The 21,655-nt window shown below is 62.0% G+C and carries 21 protein-coding genes; 6 read left to right on the top strand and 15 right to left on the bottom strand.

Features of this window, described 5'->3' with window-relative positions:
• Nucleotides 1-35: 35 nt before the first annotated feature.
• Nucleotides 36-1,613, top strand: a complete 1,578-nt coding sequence (locus HJ536_RS04180; RefSeq protein ID WP_177156772.1) for a gamma-glutamyltransferase family protein — start codon at nt 36-38, stop codon at nt 1,611-1,613.
• Nucleotides 1,614-1,655: 42 nt separating this feature from the next.
• Here HJ536_RS04180 and hspQ read toward each other — a convergent pair whose 3' ends face one another.
• Complete coding sequence (gene hspQ, locus HJ536_RS04175) at nt 1,656-1,982, bottom strand: heat shock protein HspQ (protein WP_177156771.1); 327 nt, start codon at nt 1,980-1,982, stop codon at nt 1,656-1,658.
• 203 nt (nt 1,983-2,185) lie between these two features.
• Between hspQ and HJ536_RS04170 the strand changes: the two genes are divergently transcribed.
• A complete protein-coding gene (locus tag HJ536_RS04170) occupies nt 2,186-2,773 on the top strand; it encodes a transglycosylase SLT domain-containing protein (RefSeq protein ID WP_176852280.1) in 588 nt (195 codons plus the stop codon).
• 22 nt (nt 2,774-2,795) lie between these two features.
• Here HJ536_RS04170 and HJ536_RS04165 read toward each other — a convergent pair whose 3' ends face one another.
• The 4 genes from HJ536_RS04165 to HJ536_RS04150 form a co-directional block, all read right to left on the bottom strand.
• Nucleotides 2,796-3,407 carry a LolA family protein gene (locus tag HJ536_RS04165; RefSeq protein WP_177156770.1) on the bottom strand — a complete coding sequence of 204 codons (612 nt, stop codon included), beginning with the start codon at nt 3,405-3,407 and terminating at the stop codon, nt 2,796-2,798.
• A 78-nt stretch (nt 3,408-3,485) separates the two neighbouring features.
• Nucleotides 3,486-6,578 (bottom strand): DNA translocase FtsK, encoded by a 3,093-nt coding sequence (locus tag HJ536_RS04160; RefSeq protein ID WP_177156769.1) that lies wholly within the window; start codon nt 6,576-6,578, stop codon nt 3,486-3,488.
• Nucleotides 6,579-6,593: 15 nt separating this feature from the next.
• A complete protein-coding gene (locus tag HJ536_RS04155) occupies nt 6,594-7,787 on the bottom strand; it encodes an aminotransferase class I/II-fold pyridoxal phosphate-dependent enzyme (RefSeq protein ID WP_177156768.1) in 1,194 nt (397 codons plus the stop codon).
• Nucleotides 7,788-7,903: 116 nt separating this feature from the next.
• Entirely contained in the window at nt 7,904-9,235 is a 1,332-nt protein-coding gene (locus HJ536_RS04150) for an amidase (RefSeq protein ID WP_177156767.1), read from the bottom strand.
• An 86-nt stretch (nt 9,236-9,321) separates the two neighbouring features.
• Here HJ536_RS04150 and HJ536_RS04145 point away from each other — a divergent pair, with 86 nt between their 5' ends.
• Complete coding sequence (locus tag HJ536_RS04145; RefSeq protein WP_177156766.1) at nt 9,322-10,548, top strand: FAD-dependent monooxygenase; 1,227 nt, start codon at nt 9,322-9,324, stop codon at nt 10,546-10,548.
• Nucleotides 10,549-10,566: 18 nt separating this feature from the next.
• Here HJ536_RS04145 and HJ536_RS04140 read toward each other — a convergent pair whose 3' ends face one another.
• The 5 genes from HJ536_RS04140 to HJ536_RS04120 all read right to left on the bottom strand — a co-directional run bounded on the left by HJ536_RS04140 (nt 10,567) and on the right by HJ536_RS04120 (nt 14,074).
• Nucleotides 10,567-10,749 carry a Trm112 family protein gene (locus HJ536_RS04140; protein ID WP_177156765.1) on the bottom strand — a complete coding sequence of 61 codons (183 nt, stop codon included), beginning with the start codon at nt 10,747-10,749 and terminating at the stop codon, nt 10,567-10,569.
• On the bottom strand, nt 10,746-11,393 hold the full coding sequence (locus tag HJ536_RS04135) for an LON peptidase substrate-binding domain-containing protein (RefSeq protein WP_176852287.1): 648 nt from the start codon (nt 11,391-11,393) through the stop codon (nt 10,746-10,748). Before HJ536_RS04135 ends, HJ536_RS04140 begins: the two co-directional genes overlap by 4 nt.
• 26 nt (nt 11,394-11,419) lie before the next feature.
• Nucleotides 11,420-12,334 carry a thioredoxin gene (trxA, locus tag HJ536_RS04130; protein ID WP_177156764.1) on the bottom strand — a complete coding sequence of 305 codons (915 nt, stop codon included), beginning with the start codon at nt 12,332-12,334 and terminating at the stop codon, nt 11,420-11,422.
• Between the two features lie 55 nt (nt 12,335-12,389).
• The gene (locus HJ536_RS04125; RefSeq protein ID WP_177156763.1) at nt 12,390-13,178 is read right to left on the bottom strand and encodes an exodeoxyribonuclease III; all 789 of its coding nucleotides are present in this window, start codon (nt 13,176-13,178) and stop codon (nt 12,390-12,392) included.
• A 209-nt stretch (nt 13,179-13,387) separates the two neighbouring features.
• The gene (locus tag HJ536_RS04120) at nt 13,388-14,074 is read right to left on the bottom strand and encodes a response regulator transcription factor (RefSeq protein ID WP_176852290.1); all 687 of its coding nucleotides are present in this window, start codon (nt 14,072-14,074) and stop codon (nt 13,388-13,390) included.
• A 167-nt stretch (nt 14,075-14,241) separates the two neighbouring features.
• Here HJ536_RS04120 and ribA point away from each other — a divergent pair, with 167 nt between their 5' ends.
• Nucleotides 14,242-15,330 carry a GTP cyclohydrolase II gene (gene ribA, locus HJ536_RS04115; RefSeq protein ID WP_177156762.1) on the top strand — a complete coding sequence of 363 codons (1,089 nt, stop codon included), beginning with the start codon at nt 14,242-14,244 and terminating at the stop codon, nt 15,328-15,330.
• A complete protein-coding gene (locus HJ536_RS04110; RefSeq protein WP_177156761.1) occupies nt 15,327-15,821 on the top strand; it encodes a L,D-transpeptidase family protein in 495 nt (164 codons plus the stop codon). The genes ribA and HJ536_RS04110 overlap by 4 nt, the downstream gene beginning before the upstream one ends.
• Here the strand turns inward: HJ536_RS04110 and HJ536_RS04105 are convergent, their stop codons facing one another.
• The 4 genes from HJ536_RS04105 to HJ536_RS04090 all read right to left on the bottom strand — a co-directional run bounded on the left by HJ536_RS04105 (nt 15,822) and on the right by HJ536_RS04090 (nt 19,485).
• Nucleotides 15,822-16,217, bottom strand: a complete 396-nt coding sequence (locus tag HJ536_RS04105; protein WP_177156760.1) for a hypothetical protein — start codon at nt 16,215-16,217, stop codon at nt 15,822-15,824.
• Between the two features lie 60 nt (nt 16,218-16,277).
• Nucleotides 16,278-16,931: a YggS family pyridoxal phosphate-dependent enzyme gene (locus HJ536_RS04100; RefSeq protein WP_177156759.1), complete on the bottom strand. Its 654-nt coding sequence runs from the start codon at nt 16,929-16,931 to the stop codon at nt 16,278-16,280.
• Nucleotides 16,912-18,399 (bottom strand): tetratricopeptide repeat-containing sulfotransferase family protein, encoded by a 1,488-nt coding sequence (locus HJ536_RS04095; RefSeq protein WP_177156758.1) that lies wholly within the window; start codon nt 18,397-18,399, stop codon nt 16,912-16,914. Before HJ536_RS04095 ends, HJ536_RS04100 begins: the two co-directional genes overlap by 20 nt.
• A 120-nt stretch (nt 18,400-18,519) precedes the next feature.
• Nucleotides 18,520-19,485: a porin gene (locus HJ536_RS04090; protein WP_177156757.1), complete on the bottom strand. Its 966-nt coding sequence runs from the start codon at nt 19,483-19,485 to the stop codon at nt 18,520-18,522.
• A gap of 275 nt (nt 19,486-19,760) precedes the next feature.
• Here HJ536_RS04090 and HJ536_RS04085 point away from each other — a divergent pair, with 275 nt between their 5' ends.
• Nucleotides 19,761-20,243 carry a DUF3576 domain-containing protein gene (locus HJ536_RS04085; RefSeq protein ID WP_228028618.1) on the top strand — a complete coding sequence of 161 codons (483 nt, stop codon included), beginning with the start codon at nt 19,761-19,763 and terminating at the stop codon, nt 20,241-20,243.
• A 69-nt stretch (nt 20,244-20,312) separates the two neighbouring features.
• Here HJ536_RS04085 and HJ536_RS04080 read toward each other — a convergent pair whose 3' ends face one another.
• On the bottom strand, nt 20,313-21,569 hold the full coding sequence (locus tag HJ536_RS04080; RefSeq protein WP_177156755.1) for a glycosyltransferase: 1,257 nt from the start codon (nt 21,567-21,569) through the stop codon (nt 20,313-20,315).
• Nucleotides 21,570-21,655 lie beyond the last annotated feature (86 nt).

Genomic DNA, 21,655 nt, shown 5'->3' with positions numbered 1-21,655 from the left:
GCGCGATAATCTTTCTGCAAACGCAGGGAGGTAACATGCGGGATTTTCATCAACCGGGCCGCTCCATGGTGATCGCCGCCAACGGGATGTGCGCAACGTCGCACCCCTTGGCCGCTCAGACCGCCGTTAGCATTCTGCAAGCTGGCGGGAACGCGATGGATGCAGCGATTTCGGCCGCTGTTCTGCTGGGGATCGCAGAGCCGCAAATGACCGGTATCGGCGGGGACTGTTTTGTCCTGTTCAAGCCCGCCGGGTCCGAGGAAGTCCGCGCCATGAACGGGTCCGGTCGTGCGCCAGCCGCCGCCAGCGCCGCCGCCCTGCGGGATCGTGGTCTGACCACTGTCCCGACCGAAGGGGCGGACCCCGTGACCGTCCCCACCGCGATGGATGCTTTTTGCCGCCTGAACGCCGACTGGGGCCGCATGAGCCTGTCGGAAATTCTGGCCCCCGCAATCCGCTACGCAGATGAGGGTATCCCAATCGCCCCCCGCGTCGCCTTTGACTTGGCCAAGAGCGCACCGCGCCTGTCCGAGTCCGGCCGCCGCCACTACTTGATCGACGGAGAGGCCCCGCGGGTCGGTCAGCTGTTCCGCGCCCCCGGTCAGGCCGAAGTCCTGCGCCGCGTCGCCGATCAGGGCCGCGACGGGTTCTATACCGGCGAAGTGGCCGTGGATATGGTCGACACACTGCGCGCTGCGGGCGGGGTTCATACCTTGGACGATTTCGCCGATGCGCGGGCCGATTACACCACCCCGATCAGCAGCAGCTATCAGGGCATCGAACTGCTGGAGCATCCGCCGAACGGCCACGGGGCCACTGCGATGCTGATGCTCAACATCCTGTCCCAGTTTGACCTGCCGTCGATGGGCCTGCTCAGCGCCGACCGCGCCCATCTGGAGGCCGAGGCCGCCAAGCTGGCCTATGACACCCGCAACCGAGTGATCGCCGACCCCGACCATTGTGCGCGGCTAGAGCATATGCTGTCGCTGGACACCGCCGCGCAGCTGGCGGGCCTGATCGACATGCAGACCGCCCTGCCAATGCCTGCCGCCAGCGCCGAGGCGATCCACAAAGACACGATCTATATCACCGTCGTGGACCGCGACCGGATGGCCGTTTCGCTGATCTATTCGATCTTCCACGGGTTCGGGTCTGGCCTTGCCAGCGACAGGTTCGGTGTGCTGTTCCAGAACCGTGGGGCGGGCTTCACCTTGACCGAAGGGCACCCCAACGAGCTTGCCCCCGGCAAGCGCCCGCTGCACACCATCATCCCCGGCATGTTGCGCGAAAACGGGCGGGTTTTGATGCCCTTTGGCGTGATGGGCGGGGCCTATCAGCCCAACGGGCACGCGCGCCTGATCACCAACATCCATGACTTCGGGCTGGATGTGCAGGCGGCCATTGATGCGCCGCGCAGCTTTGCGGACGGGCAGACCATGCAGGTCGAACGCGGCTATTCCGATGCAGTGCGTGATGATCTGGCAAGCCGTGGGCATAATGTCGTCGTCCCAGAAACCCCGCTGGGGGGCGGACAGGCGATCATTCTGCGCAGCGATGGCCTGCTTGAGGCCGGATCGGACCCGCGCAAGGACGGCTGCGCGCTGGGCTACTAAAACAAAGCCCCGCGACCGGATCAGGTGGCGGGGCGAACGGGTTCAGTTCAGCTGGACATGCAGCGGGTAAAACCCGTCGGAATAGGGGCCGAACATCTCAGCGATGTCGGGATGGTCCACGGGTTCACCGGAATCATCCACGACCAGATTCTGCTCGGACACATAGGCCACGTAGTAGGTGGTCTCGTTCTCGGCAAAGAGGTGGTAGTAGGGCTGGTCCCGATCGGGGCGGGTGTCCTCGGGGATGGATTCGTACCATTCCTCGGTATTTGAGAATTCGGGATCGACATCAAAGATCACCCCGCGAAACGGGTGCTTTCGATGGCGGACGACCTGCCCCAGATGGTATTTTGCGCGAAACGTCTGCATGACTGCGGCCCTATCTGTCTCATCCCAAGCCTGCAAGGGGCCACCGGTGATTCCGGCACATGGACTGTAATTTTTCAAGACCCCACTAGATGGTCATGTGTACCGATCTTTCAATGGGGCAAAGGCGGTTTCTTGCACAGTGTGATTTGCCGTTACCTGTCGGATTGCTTATACTGTGGATAAATAAAATGCGAGAGAGGCACATGAGCAGACCCTTCCGCGCCCTGATGTTAATTCTGCTGCTGGCATCCTGCGGTGGCGGTGGCGATCACCGTGCTCCGCGTGAACTGGACAATGCCTGCGCGATCGTCCGCGAACGCCCTCACTACCTGAAGGCAATGCAGCGGGCCGAGCGGAAATACGGCGCACCCGTTCCCGTTCTGATGGCGATGATCCATCAGGAGAGCAAATTTATCGGCAATGCCAAGACCCCGCGCAGCTATGCGCTTGGTGTGATTCCCATGGGTCGGGTCAGCTCGGCCTACGGGTATTCGCAGGCGCTGGATGGCACGTGGGAGCAGTACCAGAAGGAAACGCGCAACCGCCGTGCCCGCCGCGACGACATCGAGGATGCGACCGATTTCATGGGTTGGTACATGACCAAGACCGTGCAGAAAAACGGCATCCCCATGTATGACGCCCGCAACCAGTATCTGGCCTATCACGAGGGCCACAGCGGCTTTGCCCGTGGCAGCTACCGGTCCAAAGCGTGGTTGATGAACGTGGCGACCCGCGTGGCGGAACGTGCCCAGACCTATCAGGCCCAACTGATCGCGTGCCGCCGCTACTAAGCGACGGCCGCCACAATAGGGGTTAGCGGTACTGCCGCTTGCCCTGCTCGTGCTGGATGTTGAACAGCTCGTTGCTCAGGCTCATGCCTGTTTTCGTATCCCCCAGAATCATCGTCGTCTGGTTGCCGCTGTCGTCCGTGATGATCCACTGACGCAGCTGGACAGGATTGTCCGTGAACACCAGCTGGATATTCCCGTATTCGGGATGGGCGGGGTCCTGCGCCTTGACCACGGTGGTGTTGTCCACCTGACGGTGATCCACAACCATCTTGGCCTGACCCAAATTGACGTTCCGCGCCAGAATGATGCTCAGCGGGGTGCGGTTCAGCGGGTAGATGTTCGCGCTTTCGGGGGAAACGGGGTCGAACACCGCCACCTGACTGCCGCCAGCCATCACCAGCGCATTGTTGGGCTTGTTGTATTCGAACCGCGCGCGACCGGGGCGACGGATATAGATCGTCCCCGTATCGATGCTGCCGTCCGCATTCACTTGGGTAAAGTCGCCCTTCACCGTCTGAAGGTCATTCAGATAGGCCGACAGGCGGTTCAAAGAGATCGGCGCCGCAAACGCGGGCGCAGCGATGCTCAGCAGGGCACCAACGAGGGGCGCAATGACAAAGGTGCGTCTTTTCATGTCTCAATAAATAAGGGCTGTATGTGTTTCATACAGCCCCCAACGTTTTCACAAGGCAGTAAGTTGCCTGTCACATTTCTAGTCTTGCTCGGGGACCAGAATTTCGCGCTTGCCCACGTGGTTGGCGGGGCTGACCAGCGAGTTCTCTTCCATCTGTTCGACCAGACGCGCGGCCTTGTTATAGCCGATGCCCAGTTTGCGCTGGATGTAGCTGGTCGAGCACTTGCGGTCCTTGATCACGATCTGGACGGCTTGGTCGTATAGGGCATCCTCGCCCCCCGTGTTGCCGCCGGTGTTCAGGCCAAGAACCGCATCCAGTTCCGATTCCCGCTCTGCGTCGGGGCCGGACTGCACACCGCTGACATAGGCGGGCGGGCCATATGCCTTGAGGTGGTTGACGATTTCCTCGACTTCCTCGTCGCTGACAAAGGGACCGTGGCAACGCTGGATACGGCCACCACCGGCCATGTACAGCATGTCACCCATACCCAAGAGCTGCTCGGCGCCCTGCTCCCCCAGAATGGTGCGGCTGTCGATCTTTGACGTCACCTGGAAGGAAATACGGGTCGGGAAGTTCGCCTTGATCGTACCGGTGATCACGTCCACCGACGGACGCTGGGTCGCCATGATCAGGTGGATACCGGACGCACGGGCCATCTGTGCCAGACGCTGGATGCAGGCTTCGATCTCTTTGCCCGCGACCATCATCAGGTCGGCCATCTCGTCGACGATCACGACGATATAGGGCATCGCCTCGGGTGCGAATTCCTCGGTCTCGAAGACCGGATCGCCGGTTTCCTCGTCAAAGCCGGTCTGGACCGTACGGCTGAACATCTCGCCCTTGGACAGGGCATCCTTTACTCGACCATTGTAGCCGTCGATGTTCCGCACGCCCATCTTGGACATCTTGCGGTAACGCTCTTCCATCTCGGCAACGACCCATTTCAGGGCGACGACAGCCTTTTTCGGGTCGGTCACAACGGGCGACAGCAAGTGCGGGATGCCGTCATAGACCGACAGTTCCAGCATCTTGGGGTCGATCATGATCAGGCGGCATTCGTCCGGCGTCAGACGGTACAGCAGCGACAGGATCATGGTGTTGATCGCCACCGACTTACCTGAACCCGTGGTGCCCGCGATCAGGAGGTGAGGCATCTTGGCCAGGTTCGCGACAATCGGATCACCGCCGATGTCCTTGCCCAGTGCCAAGGGCAGCTTCAGCTTGTGATCGTCGAACGCGCGGCTCGACAGGATCTCGCGGAAGACGACCATCTCGCGCTTTTCGTTCGGCAGTTCGATCCCGATGACGCTGCGGCCGGGCACGGTGGAGACACGGGCCGACAGGGCCGACATCGAGCGCGCAATATCGTCCGCCAAGCCGATCACACGGCTGGCCTTGAGGCCGGGCGCAGGCTCCAATTCATACATGGTGACAACAGGACCAGGGCGAACACTGACGATTTCGCCTTTGATACCGTAGTCATCCAGCACATTTTCCAGCATCCGCGCGTTCTCTTCGAGCGCGTCGTTGGACAGGGTGTAGCGCTCCACGCTGTCGGGACGGGTCAGCAGATCCAGCGGGGGCAGCTCGTATTCGTCCTCGGGCGAGTGGTAGATCGGCACAACGCTGCGCGGCTCATAGGAACTGCGGGCGGGAATCACGGTCTGGGGACGCGGCGTGACAGGGGCGGCCTGCGCCGCATAGCTGTCCTGACCGTAATCGTCCTGACCATAGTCATCCTGCGCGTAATCATCCGCAGCGTAGTCTTCCTGATAATCGTCGCGGTATTCGTCAACTTCCATGCCGTCGTCATAGTCGGCTTCGGCGGCATAGGCCTGCGCCTGCTCGGGCTCCGGCGCGGGGGCCAGCGGCAGGTTGATCCGTTCAGACCCGTCATGTAGCGCGATCTGGATACCGGCCAGATTTTCCATGCCCATAGCGGCTGCTTCGGTTGCCACGGCAACCGGCGACTCGGGCATTTCGGCGACGACAGGGTCCATGTGGGCCTTGGCGTATTGCACAGTCGCCTCCGAAGTCACGTGCATCGGCACGGTCATAGCGGGTTCGGCGCGGGCGGTCAGCGGCGGCTCGCCACGGCGGCGCGAGGGCTGGCTGGTGTCCAGAATCAACGGATCGGGACGGCGGCCACGACCCTTGGTCAGCGGGGTGTCCTCGTGCTGGTCGTGGCGGGCACGGGCACGGACAACGCTGGTGATACGGGCGCGCACACGCTCTTCGGCGGGGGCTTCGACCTCGTGATCGGGGCCGTGGTTTTCCACCAGCTCGGGTTCGGGCATCGCAACGGGGCCCTTGCGTTTCAGCAGGCCGGGCATCAGGCCGCGCAGACCGCCTTGGGTCTCGGGCTCTTCGTCGTCGATGACAAAGTCGTTGTCTTCTTCATAGGCATCGCGGCGGATCACACGGCTGGTGCGTTCGGGCGCGTATTCCTCTTCGACAACGGCATAGTCGCTGGCTGTGCTGCGGCGCGCGCTCATGGCGCGGGCTTGGGCCACAGCGCCACCGGCCCCACGGCCCAAGAGGCGCATGAACCCGTCATAGGTATGGATCAGACCGTGCCACAGGAAGGTGCCGCCGCGCTTCAGCTCGTCCTTGGTAAAGCCCAGAACCGTCGCCGCAAGCGCCAGCACCGCCGGCCCTAGGATCAGCGACACGATTTTCAGCGCAATGCCGGTGTTGATCGGCGCGATCGCCAGCATCATCCCCATCAGCATATCGCCAAGGTGGCCTCCCAGACCGCTGTCCTGCGTCCACGCTTCGGAGGGCGACAGCGAAGAGGCATACATCGCACACAGCACGACCCACACGGGCGCCATCATCAGGCGCGACACGGCGCGATCCGCCCCGCGATGCAGCACAAACCGCAGGCCCCATCCGATCAGCAGCGCGACAAAGGCCAGCGCGCCCCAACCGATGATCATGAACACCGGCGCCGCGATCGAGGCCCCCGTGCGGCCCAGCATGTTCTGGACCGGCGCGTCGGTCGCCGACAGGAACGACGGGTCCGACGGCGTATAGGTCAGGCTCATGGCCGCCCCTGCCAAGCCCAGCGCCAACAGCGCCATGCCGAACAGTTCCTTGCCCCGTTTTTCGATGATCTCCTGGGTCGAGCTGTCCAGCAGAGGATCACGTTGCCTAGTCTGATATGCCATCGTTCCTCCGCCTTTTTAGTCGTACAGACACGCCTTGATCGCGGTCAGGCCGCGGCGCACCTCATCTGCCGAAGCGACCAGAGCCACCCGGATATATTCGTCGCCGGGGCTGACGCCGTTGTCGTCGGGGCGGCTCAGATAGCGCCCCGGCAGCACGCGCACACCGGTCTCTTTCCACAGTTTCAGGGCTGCTTCTTCGCCATTGGGCACGCGCAACCACAGAAAGAACCCCGCCTCGGGCGACATGTAGCCCGGCGTGTTCCCCAGAATTTCGTCGGCAATCTCGAACTTCTCGCGATACAGGCGGCGGTTCTCGATCACGTGGTCCTCGTCGGCCCAGACGCGCTCGGACACGCGCTGGATCGGCAGGGGCAGCGGCGCACCGGAATAGTTCCGCAGCTGCTTCATGTGCTTGATGCACTCTGGCCCGCCCACGGCAAAGCCCGACCGCAGACCCGGCAGGTTGGACCGCTTGGACAGCGAATGGAAAATCACCACGCGTTCGGGGTGCGCACCCATCTTGGCGGCCACTTCCAGCGCGCCGGTCGGCGGGGTGTCGCGGTAAATCTCGGAATAGCACTCGTCCGCCAGAATGCGGATGTCGTGCTTCTCGGCCAAGGCAATCAGGTCGCGCCAGTATGATTCCGACGCCACCGCGCCTTGGGGATTCGCGGGCGAACAGATGTACAGCATCGCCGCACGGTCCAGCACATTGGCGGGCAGGCTGGCGAAATCGGGCAGGTGGCCGGTCTCGGCGGTGGCGGGCACGAACACAGGCTCGGCCCCCGCACTGATCGAGGAGATCATGTAGACCTGATAGAACGGATTAGGCATCAGAACCGTGGGGCGCTGGCCGTTTTTCTGCTCGGGGCACAGGGCCATGCCGACGTTATACAGACCCTCGCGCGTGCCGTTCAGAGGCAAAATCTGGGTCTCGGGATCAATCTCGACACCATATCTGCGATGAACCCAGCCCGCGATAGCCCCGCGCAGTTCGGGCGTGCCTTCGTTCGGGGGGTACTTGTTGAACCCGTCCACATTGGCCGCGATGACCTCGCCCACCCAAGCGGGAAAGGCGTGTTTCGGCTCGCCAATGGTCATGTGGATTACGTCGCCACCAGCCTTGTGGTGATCCAGCAGCGCTCGCAGACGAGGGAACGCATACGGGGGAAGCGACGCAAACCGCTCGGGGAACGGGTCGTTTGTCATGGGTCCTGCTATTTGCCTCTTATCAGGGCCATTTGGCCCTTTGTTTTGTGGCAAGAATAGCTAAGCCGAGCCTTCACGTCCAGTTCAGGCTTCGACCCATTCGTATGTGTGACTTTTCAGGCGCGAAGGGCGGCTTCGGCTGCCGCCCCCAGATGCAGCAGACGCCGTTCGCTGAGCGCCGGCCCCATCAGGCTGATCCCCGTGCCGGGAACGCCCGTGGGCAGGGTCAGCGCGGCCCCGCCGGTCAGGTTCCCGATGCGGGTGTTGCGCAGCGCCAGCAGGTTTTCCGAGGTAAACAGCGCCGCATCCGCCGACACCGCGTCGATGCGCGGCGGCAGGCTGGCCACGGTCGGCACCAGCACCGCGTCATAACCCGCGACCCGTTCCGCATACCGGATGCGCAGCGCATCCAGTTTATGCCACGCCGCGACATAGGCGTGCCCCGAATGGTCGCGCCCACTGCGGAACCGCTCCAGCACGGGGGGATACATCTTGTCGGGGGCACTTTCGATCAGTTCGCCCCACGTGCCATAGGTCTCGGGGGTGTAGATCACGCCGGCCAGCGCCATCATCTCGGCCACTTCGGGGGCGTCGATTTCGGTCAGAATGGCGCCCGCGGCCTCTAGCTTGCGCAGCGCGGTCTGGAAGCCCCGCGCAGGTGCATCCTGAAGCCCGTCCAAGGCCACCGTCCGCAGCACCGCAAACCGGCGGCCCGAAAGGGTGCTGCCGCCCAAATCCGGGGCCTTGCCACCTGTCAGCATGGCGAACAGGATCGCCGCGTCCTCTACCGTGCGGGCCAGCGGGCCGATGGTGTCGAACTTCGCAGCCAAGGGCACGACCCCCTTCAGCGGGATCAGGCCAGAGGTCGTCTTTAGCCCCACCAAATCGTTCCAGCACGACGGCACGCGCACGGACCCGCCCGTGTCCGAGCCAATCCCCGCAGCCGCTAAGCCCCAAGCCACCGAGGCCGCCGCGCCGGACGACGAACCACCGGACACACAGGCGGCGTCATTCACGTTGGGCGGGCTGGCGGTGACAGGGTTCAGCCCAAGCCCCGAGAACGCTAGTTCCGTCATGTGGGTTTTGCCCAGACAAACCGCGCCTTGCAAGGTCGCCTCGGCCAAGACCAGAGCATCCGCTTCCGGCACCCGCCCCGCCAGCAGGGCGCTGCCTGCCTCGGTTGCGACGCCTGCGCTGTCGAATAGGTCCTTCCAGCTGATCGGCACACCGTCCAGAATCCCGCGCCGCACGCCGTTTTTCGCGCGGATCGCGGCGGCCTCCGCCTCGGCCACGGCGCGTTCGGGGGTCAGGCGGGCATAGATCCGGTCGCCGAATTCGTGGGCGCGGATCGCCGCTAGATAGGCTTCGGTCAGGGCCACAGGGTCCAGTTTGCCTGCGCCGATTGCGCGCCCTTGGTCCGCTGCGCTTTGGGTCAACCAGTCCTGCATTGCTGCCTCCGTCTATTTGCCGCAGATGGACCCTATCCCTGCGCTATGCCGTGGACAATCCCGACGGGCAGAGCATATTGCAAGGCATGACCCAGACGAGTGACATCCTGATCGTCGGCGGTGGGCTGGCTGGCCCATCCTTGGCGCTTGCACTGGCCCAACAGGGCCTGACGGTAACCATCATCGACGCCCTGCCCGCCGAAACGCGCGCGGATGGCGGCTTTGACGGGCGTTCTTATGCGCTGTCGCTGGCCAGCCACCGGCTGCTGAGGGCGCTTGGCCTGTGGGGTGATCTGGCGGACAAAGCCCAACCCATGCTGGAGATCAAGGTCACCGACGGCCGCGCTGGAGAAGGCCCCGCCCCGTTCTGGATGCATTTCGACCACGCCGAAATCGAAGAAGGCCCCATGGGCTATATGGTCGAGGATCGCCACTTGCGCCCCGTCCTGCTGGCCGCGATGGCGGCCGAGCCGAACATCACACAGATTTCCGGCCGCGCCGCAACGGATCAGGCGGTGGACAGCACCGGAGTCACCGTCACGCTGGACAATGGCGACACCCTGCGCACCCGCTTGCTGGTCGGCGCCGATGGCCGCCGTAGCGGCGTGCAGGCCCGCGCAGGGATCAAGCGCAGCGGGTGGGACTATAACCAGACCGCTCTGGTCTGCGCGATCGAGCACGAACTGGCCCACAACGGCATTGCGCATCAGTTCTTTATGCCCCCCGGTCCGCTGGCCATCCTGCCGCTGAAGGGCAACGTCAGCTCCATCGTCTGGAGCGAGCGCACCGATCAGGCCGCCGCGATTAATGCTCTGGACGACGCCAGCTATATCGAAGTCTTACGCCCCCGCTTCGGCGATTTCCTTGGCGAAATAAGACTGGCGGGCAAACGGTTCACTTATCCGCTGAACATCACAATCGCGAACAGCTTTGTCGCCGAGCGTGTGGCGCTGATCGGGGATGCCGCGCATGGCGTTCACCCCATCGCGGGGCAAGGTCTGAATGCGGGTCTCAAAGACGTGGGTGCCTTGGCCGAGGTCTTGATCGACGCGCAGCGCCGGGGCGAGGATATCGCCAGCCCCTTTGTTCTGGACCGCTATCAGGAATGGCGCCGGTTCGACGCGACTTCGATGGCCTTGGCCATGGACGCGTTCAACAAGCTTTTCTCGAACGACAACCCGCTGCTGCGGATCGGTCGCGACTTGGGGATGGGGGTCGTGAATGCCCTGCCCCGCCTGCGCCGGACGTTTATCCGCGAGGCTGCGGGCCTGACCGGAGATGTGCCGCGTCTACTCCGCGGCGAACGTCTGTAACCGGTGAAAACCGCCGTATCAGTCGATGCGGCGGGCCTCGTCCGGCAGCATAATCGGGATACCGTCACGGATCGGGAACGCCAGTTGCGCCGATTTCGAGATCAGTTCCTGCGCCTCGGCATCGTATTCCAGCGTCGTGTGAGTCAGCGGGCAGATCAGAGCCTCTAGCATACGGCGATCAAAAACGGGCGCTTGGGTCATTGCAGAAAGTCTCCGGTATCCTTGCCACTGTGCAGGGCGTATTCGATCAGCGTTATGAGCGTCTCGCGCCGCGTGGTCAATGAAGGGGCTTCGAGCAGGGCCTGCTTGTCCTCGGGCGAAAACGGGCACAGCATCGACAGCGCGTTCACCAGCATTTCGTCGTCCGCCTCGCCAAGGCTGTCCCAATCGGTCGCCAGATCCTGCGATGCGAAATAGCGCACGAGCGCATCCATGAACGGCTCGCGGTTGAAATCGGGATCAACCTCGGGCTTGCCCAGATCACGTTCAAACCCGCTCCAGTCCACTTCGCAGCGGCGATAGGGGGTGAACCCGTCAATCTCGCGGGTCATGCGGAACCGCGACACGCCGGACAGGGTGACCATGTAGCGCCCGTCCTCGGTCTCCGAGAACTGGGTCAGGCGGCCCGCGCAGCCGATCGTACACAGACCGGACGCACCGCCAGAAGGCCCCCGTTCGGGCTGGATCATCCCGATCAGGCGCTGAGAGGTTTTCATGCAATCCTCGATCATCGCAAGATAGCGCGGCTCGAAGATATGCAAGGGCAACCGGGCACGCGGCAGTAGCAGCGCCCCCGGTAGCGGGAAAATGGCAATTGTTTCGGGCAGATCAGATGATGACAGCATACGCATGACCTAGGCCCCAACTGCGATCAGGCAAATATCATCGAGCTCAATTTCCGGCGACCGTTCAGGACGACCGGATCGTTGGGCTTTAGCGCCTCGAAAATGGTGAAGAGTTGCGCCTTGGCGGCACCGTCATTCCACTCGCGGTCCTTGCGGAACAGTTCCAGCAGTTCGTTCACCGCGCCTTCGGCATCGCCGTTGGCCAGCAGGGCGCCCGCCAGATCGAACCGCGCTTGCAGGTTCGCCGGATCAGCCTCGACCTGAGCGCGCAGTTCGGCCACGGGACCAGCATTCGCGGCCTGTTTGGCCAGTTCCAGCTGCGCGTGGGCGGCCTCCAGCTCGACCGATTTCGAAATCTCGGCAGGGGCACCGTTCAGGATCGCCTCGGCCTGATCCAGATCACCCAGCGCGATATGCGCGCGCACCAGACCCGCATAGGCCTTGGCGTGGTTGGGCTCTTCTTCCAGAACGGCGGCGAACACCTGCGCGGCATCCTCATGGGCACCGGCTTCCATCATTTCTTCGGCAGCCGCGATCGCGTCATCCAGACCGCCGCTGGCATCCCCGCCCGAGGTCTGCACCAGACGCTCGATGAACGCCTTGATCTCGGAACCGGGGACAGCGCCTTGGAAGCCGTCAACCGGCTGACCCTGCCAGAACGCATAGACGGTCGGGATCGACTGCACGCGCAGCTGGCCCGCGATCATCTGGTTCTCGTCCACGTTCACCTTGGCCATCTTGACCGCGCCCTTGGCGGCCTTCACGGCGTCTTCCAGCATCGGCCCCAGCGACTTGCACGGGCCGCACCACGGGGCCCAGAAATCCACGATAACGGGGGTCGTCATGCTGGCCTGAACGACCTTTTCCATGAAGTCGGCTTCGCTCACGTCCATGATCAGATCGTCGGCGGGGGCGGCGGTGCCTTGTCCCAATTCGAACATCGTCAAATTCCCTTAGTGGTCTGTTGCCCCATATATGAGGGCACAAATATGAATATCAAAGGTCAAAGCTTGCAAAAACAGGCGCGTGGTCACTGGGTTGCTCCCAGCCCCGCACGTCGCGGCGGATACGGCTGGAGTGGCCTGCATTCGCAATGTCCTTGGTGGCCCAGATGTGGTCCAGACGGCGGCCTTTGTCCGCGCCCGACCAGTCCTTGGCGCGATAGGACCACCAGCTGTAAATCTGCCCCTCGGGGATGTCCTGACGGGTGATATCGACCCAGTTGCCCGCGTCCTGCGCCTGCGCCAGATGCTCGACCTCGATCGGAGTGTGGCTGACGATCTTCAGAAGCTGCTTGTGGCTCCAGACGTCATCCTCGCGCGGGGCGATGTTCAAATCGCCCACCATGATCGCTTTTTCTGGCGCATTGGCGTGCCACCAGTCGCGCATCTCGGTCAGGTAATCCAGCTTCTGGCCAAATTTCTCGTTCTTTTCGCGGTCGGGAATGTCGCCCCCCGCCGGAACGTAGAAGTTATGTACCGTCACGCCGTTCTCCAGCCGTCCCGCGATGTGGCGCGCATGGCCCAGACCGGCAAAGTCAAAGCTGCACACCTCTTCGATGGGCTGCTTGGACAGGATCGCAACGCCGTTGTACCCCTTTTGACCGCGGGCGATCATGTGGTGGTACCCCAGCGCATGGAACGCCTCCATGGGGATCAGATCGACGGGGCTCTTGCATTCCTGCAGGCACAGCACGTCAGGGGCATCCTCGGTCATCAGACGCTCGACCAGACCGGACCGCAGCCGGACCGAGTTGATGTTCCACGTCGCCAGAGAAAAGGTCATGTCGCCCCCTGTGTTTCGCTTTTGTCCCCGACGGTATAGCCGCCGCCCCCGCGAACCGAAAGCCGAACCCCCGAAATAAAAAAGACCCGGGCACGAAGCCCGGGCCAAGTCCAACAGGGAGGTAAGCACATCATAACCCGGATATGCGCGGGGTCTTCAATTCAGGGATGCCTGCATATGCCGTGCCAAACATTGATCTGGCGCAAAGCTTAGGCATTCAGACGATAGCCGCCGGATTCGGTGACAAGAAGGCGGGCGTTCGACGGATCCGGTTCGATTTTTTGGCGAAGCCGGTAAATGTGCGTCTCCAACGTGTGCGTGGTCACGCCTGCGTTGTATCCCCATACTTCATGCAAGAGCACGTCTCTGGCAACCACCCCATCGGGCGAGCGGTGCAGAAACTTTAGAATGTTGGTCTCTTTCTCGGTCAGACGGATCTTCTTTTCATCAGCGGTGATCAGCATCTTCATCGAGGGCTTAAACGTATACGGGCCAACAACAAAAACGGCATCCTCGCTCTGTTCATGCTGGCGCAGCTGCGCGCGAATCCGGGCCAGAAGCACCGGGAATTTGAACGGCTTGGTCACGTAATCGTTTGCGCCTGCATCCAGGCCCAAGATCGTATCTGCATCACTATCGTGGCCGGTCAGCATCAAAATCGGGCTTTTCACGCCCTGCTTGCGCATGCGGCGACACAATTCGCGGCCATCGGTGTCGGGCAGACCCACATCGAGAATCACCAGATCGTACAGACCGTCCTTGACGCGCTCCATGGCTTCGACACCATTGCCGGCCTCGAATACGTCAAAGTCTTCGGTCATGACGAGCTGCTCGCTCAGCGCCTCGCGAAGGTCCTCGTCGTCGTCTACCAGCAGGATCTTACGCAGTTGCGACATTTGAATTCTCCGTTGTCTTCCGTTTCCAAACAGATGCGCCTCACGCACCTTCACGACAAGGTTTGTGGCAGTGCGCTCACGCCCATGTGTCGGTGCGCAGGGATTTATTTCAATTTCCGGCTCAAACAGTTACAGAACCCTGCAACGCAAGATGAGGAGCGGTAACAATGGCCTTCGCCCCTGACATCACCGAGGATCTGGCCCGCGCCCGTGGCGATTTGCGCATGGGCGTCCCCATTGTGCTGCGCGGCGACAGCGCCCTGCTGGTCATGGCCGCCGAAAGCCTGTCGGCCGATCGCATGGCCGATCTGCGCAGTTTGGGGCAGGCTCCGGTCATCGTCCTGACCTCTCGCCGCGCCGAAACGCTGAAGGCCGTGCCCTATGACGGCGATCTGGCCCGCATCACCGTGCCCGCAGACGCCGATCTGTGGTGGGTGCGCGCCATGGCTGATCCCAAGCACGACATGGACGTGCCGATGAAGGGGCCGTTCCAGATTGCCCGTGGCGGCGACGCCAGCCTGCACCGCTTGGCGATCCAACTGGTGAAAACCGCGCACCTGCTGCCTGCCGCGCTGGTGGTCCCGCTGGAAAACCCCGAGACCTTCGCCGCCCAATACCGCCTGACCCTGATCGACGCGCCCCTTGCAGGGCCCGCCATCGCCGCCGAGGCGTCCTTGCACCCCGTTGCCGCTGCGCGCCTGCCCATGGTCGCCTCCGAAGCCGGACGCCTGCACATCTACCGCCCCGAGGACGGCAACGAAGAGCATTACGCGATCGAGATCGGCAACCCCTCCCGCGACGAGCCCGTCTTGGCCCGCCTGCATTCGGCCTGCTTTACCGGCGACGTTCTGGGCAGCCTGAAATGCGACTGTGGCCCGCAGCTGAACGGCGCCCTGAACCAGATGGGCGCCCAAGGCGCGGGTGTCCTGCTGTACCTGAACCAAGAGGGTCGCGGCATCGGTCTGGCCAACAAGATGCGCGCCTATGCCCTTCAAGATCAGGGCTACGACACTGTCGAGGCGAACCACCGTCTGGGGTTCGAGGATGACGAACGCGACTTCCGCATCGGAGCGGCGATCCTGCGCAAACTGGGCTTCGACTCGGTCCGCCTGATGACCAACAACCCCCGCAAAATCGCGATGATGGAGAAGATGGGGATCAAGGTTGCCGAGCGTGTCCCCTTGATTCTGGGCCAGACCCCGCAGAACAAGGCCTACCTCGCGACCAAAGCGAAAAAGTCGGGTCACCTGCTATGAACAGCCGCGATCTGGTGGTCACGCCCACGGGCGTCCGTTTCCTGAACCGCCATTTCCCCTGCACCATCGGGCGCGGCGGCATCACCAGCAGCAAACGCGAGGGCGACGGCGCCACCCCGCGCGGCATCCACCGCATTGTCGGGATGCTCTATCGCCCCGACCGCATGGCCCGCCCTGCCGACTGGGCCCTGCCCATTGGCCCGCGCGATCTGTGGTCCGATGATGCGGGGGATCAGGACTACAACCTGATGGTCCGCGCGCCCTATCCGCACAGCCACGAAAAGCTGCGCCGCGCCGATCCTCTGTACGATCTGGTGCTGATCACCGACTGGAACTGGCCCTATGCCGAACGTGGCAAAGGCAGCGCCATCTTTATCCACCAGTGGCGGCGGCCCGGATATCCGACCGCCGGATGCGTGGCCTTCCATCCGCAAGACCTGCGCTGGATCGCAAGCCGCATCGCATACGAGACGCGGCTGATCGTCCGCTGATCAGTTAGGGTAATTGCCCTGACGCCAAGCAGTGATCACGGGCTTCATGCCTTTGAACGCGGTCACGTGCCATTCATAGGTGTGGATCGCGCCCTTGGGGCAAGGGCTGAGATATTTGAAGCTGCCCGCCGGAATGGTCACATCCCCCGTCGCGTTCAGCTTCAGCTTCTTCTGCCCGTGATCAGCCCACGTGTCATCGCGGTCGATCATCCGGAACAGCAGGTGGGTAGTCCCCTCTGGCACGTCCTTCAGCACGAACTGGGGGCTGTCCACCACGTTGGGCCGCCCCGTCGTACAGCGTGGGATTTTCCCCCAGTCAAAGGTCACAGACATCTCGGCCGAAGCCACGGTCGGCGCAGCCAGAATTGCCGCCAGAACCAAAAAACGAAAACGCATTACTTACTCCAATTCCAATGCCGCCAGTCGAACATCTGGCACGCACAGGGGCAAGTCACATTACTCGTAGTGCCGCGCCCCAAAGATCGCAGAGCCCACACGCACATGGGTTGCGCCGAAACTGATGGCCTTTTCAAAGTCATCGCTCATGCCCATCGACAGGCCGGTCAGCCCGTTCCGCTCTGCGATTTTCCGCAGCAGGGCAAAGTGCAGGCTGGCCTCTTCTTCGACCGGCGGGATGCACATCAGCCCGCGCACCGGCAGATCCATGTCGCGGCATTCCTTAATGAACGCGTCCGCCTCGGCGGGGCTGATGCCCGCTTTCTGGGGCTCTTCACCGGTGTTCACCTGAATGAACAGCTCTGGGCACTGCCCCATTTCCTGCGCCAGACGGGCGATCGTGATGGCGATTTTCGGACGGTCCACGGTGTGGATCGACTGCGCCAGTTCCATCGCCTGACGGGCCTTGTTGCTTTGCAGGGGGCCGATCAGATGCAGTTCGATCCCGTCATAGGTCTCGCGGAACATGGGCCATTTGCCCGCCGCTTCCTGCACCTTGTTTTCCCCGAACACGCGATGCCCCTCTTTCAGGACCTCTTCGACGCGCTCGTTCGGCTGCACCTTGGACACCGCGATCAGGGTGACGTCCGACTCATTGCGGCCATAGGTGGCGCAGGCTTTGGACAGTCGTTGCTTAATCTCGGAGAGGGACATTGCTCAGGGCCTCGTAAGTCTCGATGAAGGGTTTCATGTCGTCGGCAAAGCGACGCCAGCCGCCTTTGGCCGACTTGTAAACCGGCACGCGCACCTGTCCAAGGCTCAAAGTCCGCACAGCGCCCTCGCCCTCTTCGGGATGCAAGCACGCCTCCTGCCACGGCAGATTCACACCCTTCACCAGACGCGGGATCTGGGTATCGGGGTCCTCGACCAAATCTTCGTACTGGACCTCGATCATGCGGTCGCCCATCTGCTCGCGGAAGGCCTCAACGCATTTCTCGAACAGGACGACCTGCTTGGCAATGTCCCCCAAATCCATCGAGTATTTGTGCGTCCCCTCGGCAAAGTGGTTCCGGTAGATCGACAGCGCCACGTCGCGCGGATCACGGCGCACCACCACAAACCGCGCGTCCGGCAGCGCCAGCGCCAGTGCGGGCATGGTCAGGAAGGTCATGATGGATTTGTCGGTGACATATTTGGTGTCCCCGTCAGCAGACTCGGCCATCGCGGCCCGCAACCGGCGTGCCACCGCGTCCAAGGTACCCTGCGGCACGTTCCCCAATTGGCCCGGCACTTTGGTGGTGCCGCCCAAGGCCGCCCGCGCCAGTTTGCTGCCAATCGCCAGTTCTTCGGCGCTGGACACCTCGGAATGGCGGCCCAGAATGCGTTCGACCAGCGTGGTGCCCGACCGCGGCATCCCGCAGACATAGATCGGAACGGGGCGATCCTCGCCCTCGACGGCGGGGGGGATAACGGCGTCTTTCTGCGCCTCGATCAGACGGTCCACCTCTTCGGCGGCGCCGTCCATGTTCGGGGTGTCCGCGGACCGCTGAAGACTATTCGCCTCGTTCAAGTATTTGAAAACTTTATCATCCTGCCGCAAGTCGCCATAGGCCTTGGCCAAGGCGTAACACAGGTGATAGCGCGACTCCGTGGTCAGGTCGTCCCGCTCATAAGCCGCCAGCATCTTGGGGATGATCGGGTCATCTTCTTTGATCCGGCGGGGCTGCACATAGCTGCGGTAGTTTTCCCCATAGGCGGGGTTTCCGTCGATCAGCTGGCTGATCACCTCGTTCGACGAATCGAATTCGCCAAGCTGCATCCGGATCATCGCCTCTTTGAGCATGATCGAGCGACGCTTGGGCATCAGCTGACGCAGACGGCGCAGGGTCTTTAGTCCATCCTCGTGGCGATAGCAGGCCATCTGGGCCTCGCAGAGGGTGTACAGAATTTCGGGAGTTTTCGGCTTGAGCCGATCTGCGGTCGCCAGCGATTTGACGGCTGTGCGCGGCAGGTGCAGGTCAATGGCGGCCAGCGCCATGTGGTAATGTGCTTCAGCCAAACGGGGGGCGACGGTCGTCACCTGCTGAAGCAACTGGAAAGACTGGGAAAACTGGCCGGTCTGACGCAGCTTGATCGCTTGCTGCAGGGCAGCCTTGATTTGGGCGGGCGAGGGCTTGGCCATAAACTATTCCTTTACGCAACATCTGCTCGAAATAGCCTTTGCACATGCAGAAAAAAAGACGCTGCACAAAAGAAAAGAGCGGGCAAAAGCCCGCTCTTCCGCATTCAAGATCAGATGATCTTAGAACGACATTGCCAGACCCAGCGAGTAGCTGTTCACTACGTCGTCGCCCGATACGCCTACGAGGTCAACAACTTGCTCGCCGTAGCCAGCTTGCAGAACCAGACCGCCGCCCAGATCGTAGTTGGCTGCCAGACCGAAGCCTTTGTCGGTCGAAACGCCATCGGTGTGAACTTCACCGTAGTTAGCGCCCAGCGACAGTGCGTCCATGGTGTAAACTGCTGCAACGTTGTAGCGTGCTGCAACTACGTCCAGAGCACCGATGGTGTTGGTGATTTCTTCGCCGTAGTTGGCAACCAGACGAACACCGCCCAGAGTGGTGTCAGCCGACAGACCCCATGCTTCGAAGTCTTCGCCGCCCTGGTAGCCGGCACCCAGTTTCAGGTCCGAACCGCCCAGTGCAACGGTGTAGGTCGAGCCGAAGCCCCAGGTCGAACGTGCAACGCCGTTGTCAGCGGTTTCAGCCGAAACCGACAGACCGAAGCCTGCAACCGAGTAGTCGTAGCGTGCAACTTGACCGTCCAGACGACCGTCGAAGCCGCCGAAGCCTTTGACCGAGTGAGTGGTCGATGCGTCAGCGATGTCACCGATGATGTCGGTTTCCTGAACAGCTTTGTCCAGCGCGCCGTCGGTGTCGCCCATGGTCAGGGTGCCGAAGTCGCCCGAGATGAATACTGCTTCGGGGCCACCGTTGGTAGCAGCGAAACCGCCTTCTTCGTCGAGGTCGATGGTTGCACCGAAGGTGATGCCGTTGTCCGACTCGCCCGACAGGGTGAAGGTCACGTCGATGTCGGTGTGGAACTGGTCAGCGCGGTTTTGAATGGTGTCGCCATTTGCAGTGTAGCCAGCAATACCCTGGTCGCCGCCGAAGATACCCATTTCTGCCGAACCCGACAGGCTTACTTCTGCCGACGCGAAGCCAGCGGTTGCGATCAGCGCGGTGGTCGCGAAAAGAACGTTTTTCATTTTTTCCCTCATGTGTCGTAAGGCACGTACCAATCCGGTGTACCGGTTTTGATGAAGTTTGAATGCACCCTTCCCCCCCCTTGTTGCAAGCCAACGATGTCTGCATGGGGCAACAAACAGTTAAGTGATGCTCATTTGCCACAAGCGGTTTTACGGGGCATTTCCATACACTTTCGGCGGTCTCTCTTATATAAAGGGTCAAAACCCGCCTTGTCGCGGGGGATCAGGACCGCTAAGCAGCTTAGGTGACTTTTCGAATGCCTAGGAGAGCCCGCATGACCCGCGCGATGGCCAAAATTGTCCTCATTAGCCTTGCAATGGGCACCACCCTGACCGGGTGCGGGAAGTTCGCCTCCCAGAAATCCGCCACCGATGCGCGCGACGAGTTCTTTCAGGAACAGGGCGTAGAGACCAAACGGTCGAGCATCTTCAATATGTTCATCAAGCCCGACCGCAAAGAGGTTGGCGAGGTTAACCGATTCCTCTGGAACGCATCGCTCGAAGTGCTGAATTTCCTGCCGATCGAGACGATTGACCCCTTCACCGGCGTGATCTCGACCGGGTACGGCACCCCTCCGGGCGGTGGCCGCGCGTACCGCGCCACGATCTATGTGACCGACAGCGCGCTCGACGCCCGTTCGTTGAATGTCTCGCTGCAATCGCAGGGCGGTCCGGTCAGCATCGACACCCAGCGCGCGGTCGAGGATGCGATTCTCACCCGCGCCCGCCAGCTGCGCGTAGCCGAACTGGGGCTCTAAGCCCCTGCCATCACGGCAAAAGAAAAGGGGCCCGCGGGCCCCTTTGTTGTTTCCGGCGCAGACCAGATATCAATCGTGTGGCTCGGTCCGCGGACGGGCGATCAGATTTTCGATCCAGTTCAGCTGGCACGGCAGGCAGACAGTTTTCAGATCATACTTGGCCACAGCCAGATCGCGGGCGTTTTTGCCCAGACGCGCCGCCAGCTCCGAATCCTCGAGCACGCGGCAGACCTGATTCACGATTCCCTCACCGTCAAAGAAATCGACCAATAGGCCATTGTGCCCGTCCGTAATCACTTCTTTCACAGGGGCGACGTCGTTCGCGATGATTGGCGCCTCACTAGCCATCGCCTCGATCATCGACCACGACAGAACGAAGGGATAGGTCAGGTAAACGTGGGCACTGGTCACCTGAAGCATGGTCAGGAACTTGTCATAGGGAATCTTGCCCAGAAAATGCACCCGCGCCCAATCCGCATCGGGGATCTGGCCGCGCACTTCCTCGATAAAGATCTGCTTCCACGTTTTCCCGCGCGGCGGAGCGGCACCATAGCTAACACTGTCCCCGCCCACGATCAGAACCTGCGCATTGGGACGGCGCTTCAGCAGCTCGGGCAGGGCACGCATAAAGATGTGGTATCCGCGATAGGGCTCGAGGTTGCGGTTCACAAAGGTGATCACCTCGTCCTCTTTGGTCAGGGACAGACCGGCGATCTCGAGTCGTGCCTCGGGATTCGGACGAATGGCGTCCGTATCGATTCCATCGTGGGAAATGGTGATCTTGGTTTTCAGCGCGTCGGGATAGGTCGACAGCTGGAACCGCGTCGGGCAGATGCCCGCATCCATCACCTCGTGGTGAAGACGGTTGTTCAGGTTTTTCATGCGGATGCGCAGCGGCTCTGTCGCATTCTCGCGGGCGGGGAATTCGGGATCGAATCCCAGACCGCCGTCAGACGCCTGATAATACAGCTCGCAGAACAGACCGAGTCGCGCGTTCGGCCACACATCCTTCATGAACAGGGATTCGCCCCAACCGGGATGCGCAATCACTGCTGCGGGGTTAAAGCCCTGCTTCTTCAGCTCGACCGCGGCGCGATAGGCGCCCTCGGCACGGTGAAGCTTGGTGTCCATGTCCAGCAGCCACGAATGGACCTGCTGCGCCTTGGGGGCGACAATCTGGTAAGGAACGATCTGCACACCTTCCCATTTCGTGGGGCGATCCACACGCGGGGTCAGCGCCAGCACACGGTGCCCTTTTGCCGCCAAGGCGGGGGCCAGATGCTTGAACTGTCCGGGGAAGTTGTTGTGAATAAATAAAAGGTCCATTCCAAGTACACTAACACAATTTTGCCGCAATCACTGATAGCCAGATGCCATACTTGAAAACAACGGTAAATCAGTAAAAAAGCTGC

It is taken from the genome of Donghicola mangrovi (assembly GCF_013377535.1).
GTDB lineage: Bacteria > Pseudomonadota > Alphaproteobacteria > Rhodobacterales > Rhodobacteraceae > Donghicola > Donghicola mangrovi.
The sequence above is the reverse complement of the archived record's forward strand: the minus strand, read 5'-3'. Positions and strand labels throughout refer to the sequence as shown.

Coding starts and splice junctions, on each gene's coding strand:
- HJ536_RS04105 (WP_177156760.1), bottom strand. CDS start 16,217: ATGCGTTTTCGTTTTTTGGTTCTGGCGGCAATTCTGGCTGCGCCGACC.
- HJ536_RS04150 (WP_177156767.1), bottom strand. CDS start 9,235: ATGCAGGACTGGTTGACCCAAAGCGCAGCGGACCAAGGGCGCGCAATC.
- HJ536_RS04090 (WP_177156757.1), bottom strand. CDS start 19,485: ATGAAAAACGTTCTTTTCGCGACCACCGCGCTGATCGCAACCGCTGGC.
- HJ536_RS04100 (WP_177156759.1), bottom strand. CDS start 16,931: ATGTCCCTCTCCGAGATTAAGCAACGACTGTCCAAAGCCTGCGCCACC.
- HJ536_RS04165 (WP_177156770.1), bottom strand. CDS start 3,407: ATGAAAAGACGCACCTTTGTCATTGCGCCCCTCGTTGGTGCCCTGCTG.
- HJ536_RS04135 (WP_176852287.1), bottom strand. CDS start 11,393: ATGCTGTCATCATCTGATCTGCCCGAAACAATTGCCATTTTCCCGCTA.
- HJ536_RS04095 (WP_177156758.1), bottom strand. CDS start 18,399: ATGGCCAAGCCCTCGCCCGCCCAAATCAAGGCTGCCCTGCAGCAAGCG.
- hspQ (WP_177156771.1), bottom strand. CDS start 1,982: ATGCAGACGTTTCGCGCAAAATACCATCTGGGGCAGGTCGTCCGCCAT.
- HJ536_RS04180 (WP_177156772.1), top strand. CDS start 36: ATGCGGGATTTTCATCAACCGGGCCGCTCCATGGTGATCGCCGCCAAC.
- trxA (WP_177156764.1), bottom strand. CDS start 12,334: ATGTTCGAATTGGGACAAGGCACCGCCGCCCCCGCCGACGATCTGATC.
- HJ536_RS04140 (WP_177156765.1), bottom strand. CDS start 10,749: ATGACCCAAGCGCCCGTTTTTGATCGCCGTATGCTAGAGGCTCTGATC.
- HJ536_RS04110 (WP_177156761.1), top strand. CDS start 15,327: ATGAACAGCCGCGATCTGGTGGTCACGCCCACGGGCGTCCGTTTCCTG.
- HJ536_RS04085 (WP_228028618.1), top strand. CDS start 19,761: ATGACCCGCGCGATGGCCAAAATTGTCCTCATTAGCCTTGCAATGGGC.
- HJ536_RS04170 (WP_176852280.1), top strand. CDS start 2,186: ATGAGCAGACCCTTCCGCGCCCTGATGTTAATTCTGCTGCTGGCATCC.
- ribA (WP_177156762.1), top strand. CDS start 14,242: ATGGCCTTCGCCCCTGACATCACCGAGGATCTGGCCCGCGCCCGTGGC.
- HJ536_RS04125 (WP_177156763.1), bottom strand. CDS start 13,178: ATGACCTTTTCTCTGGCGACGTGGAACATCAACTCGGTCCGGCTGCGG.
- HJ536_RS04080 (WP_177156755.1), bottom strand. CDS start 21,569: ATGGACCTTTTATTTATTCACAACAACTTCCCCGGACAGTTCAAGCAT.
- HJ536_RS04160 (WP_177156769.1), bottom strand. CDS start 6,578: ATGGCATATCAGACTAGGCAACGTGATCCTCTGCTGGACAGCTCGACC.
- HJ536_RS04120 (WP_176852290.1), bottom strand. CDS start 14,074: ATGTCGCAACTGCGTAAGATCCTGCTGGTAGACGACGACGAGGACCTT.
- HJ536_RS04155 (WP_177156768.1), bottom strand. CDS start 7,787: ATGACAAACGACCCGTTCCCCGAGCGGTTTGCGTCGCTTCCCCCGTAT.
- HJ536_RS04145 (WP_177156766.1), top strand. CDS start 9,322: ATGACCCAGACGAGTGACATCCTGATCGTCGGCGGTGGGCTGGCTGGC.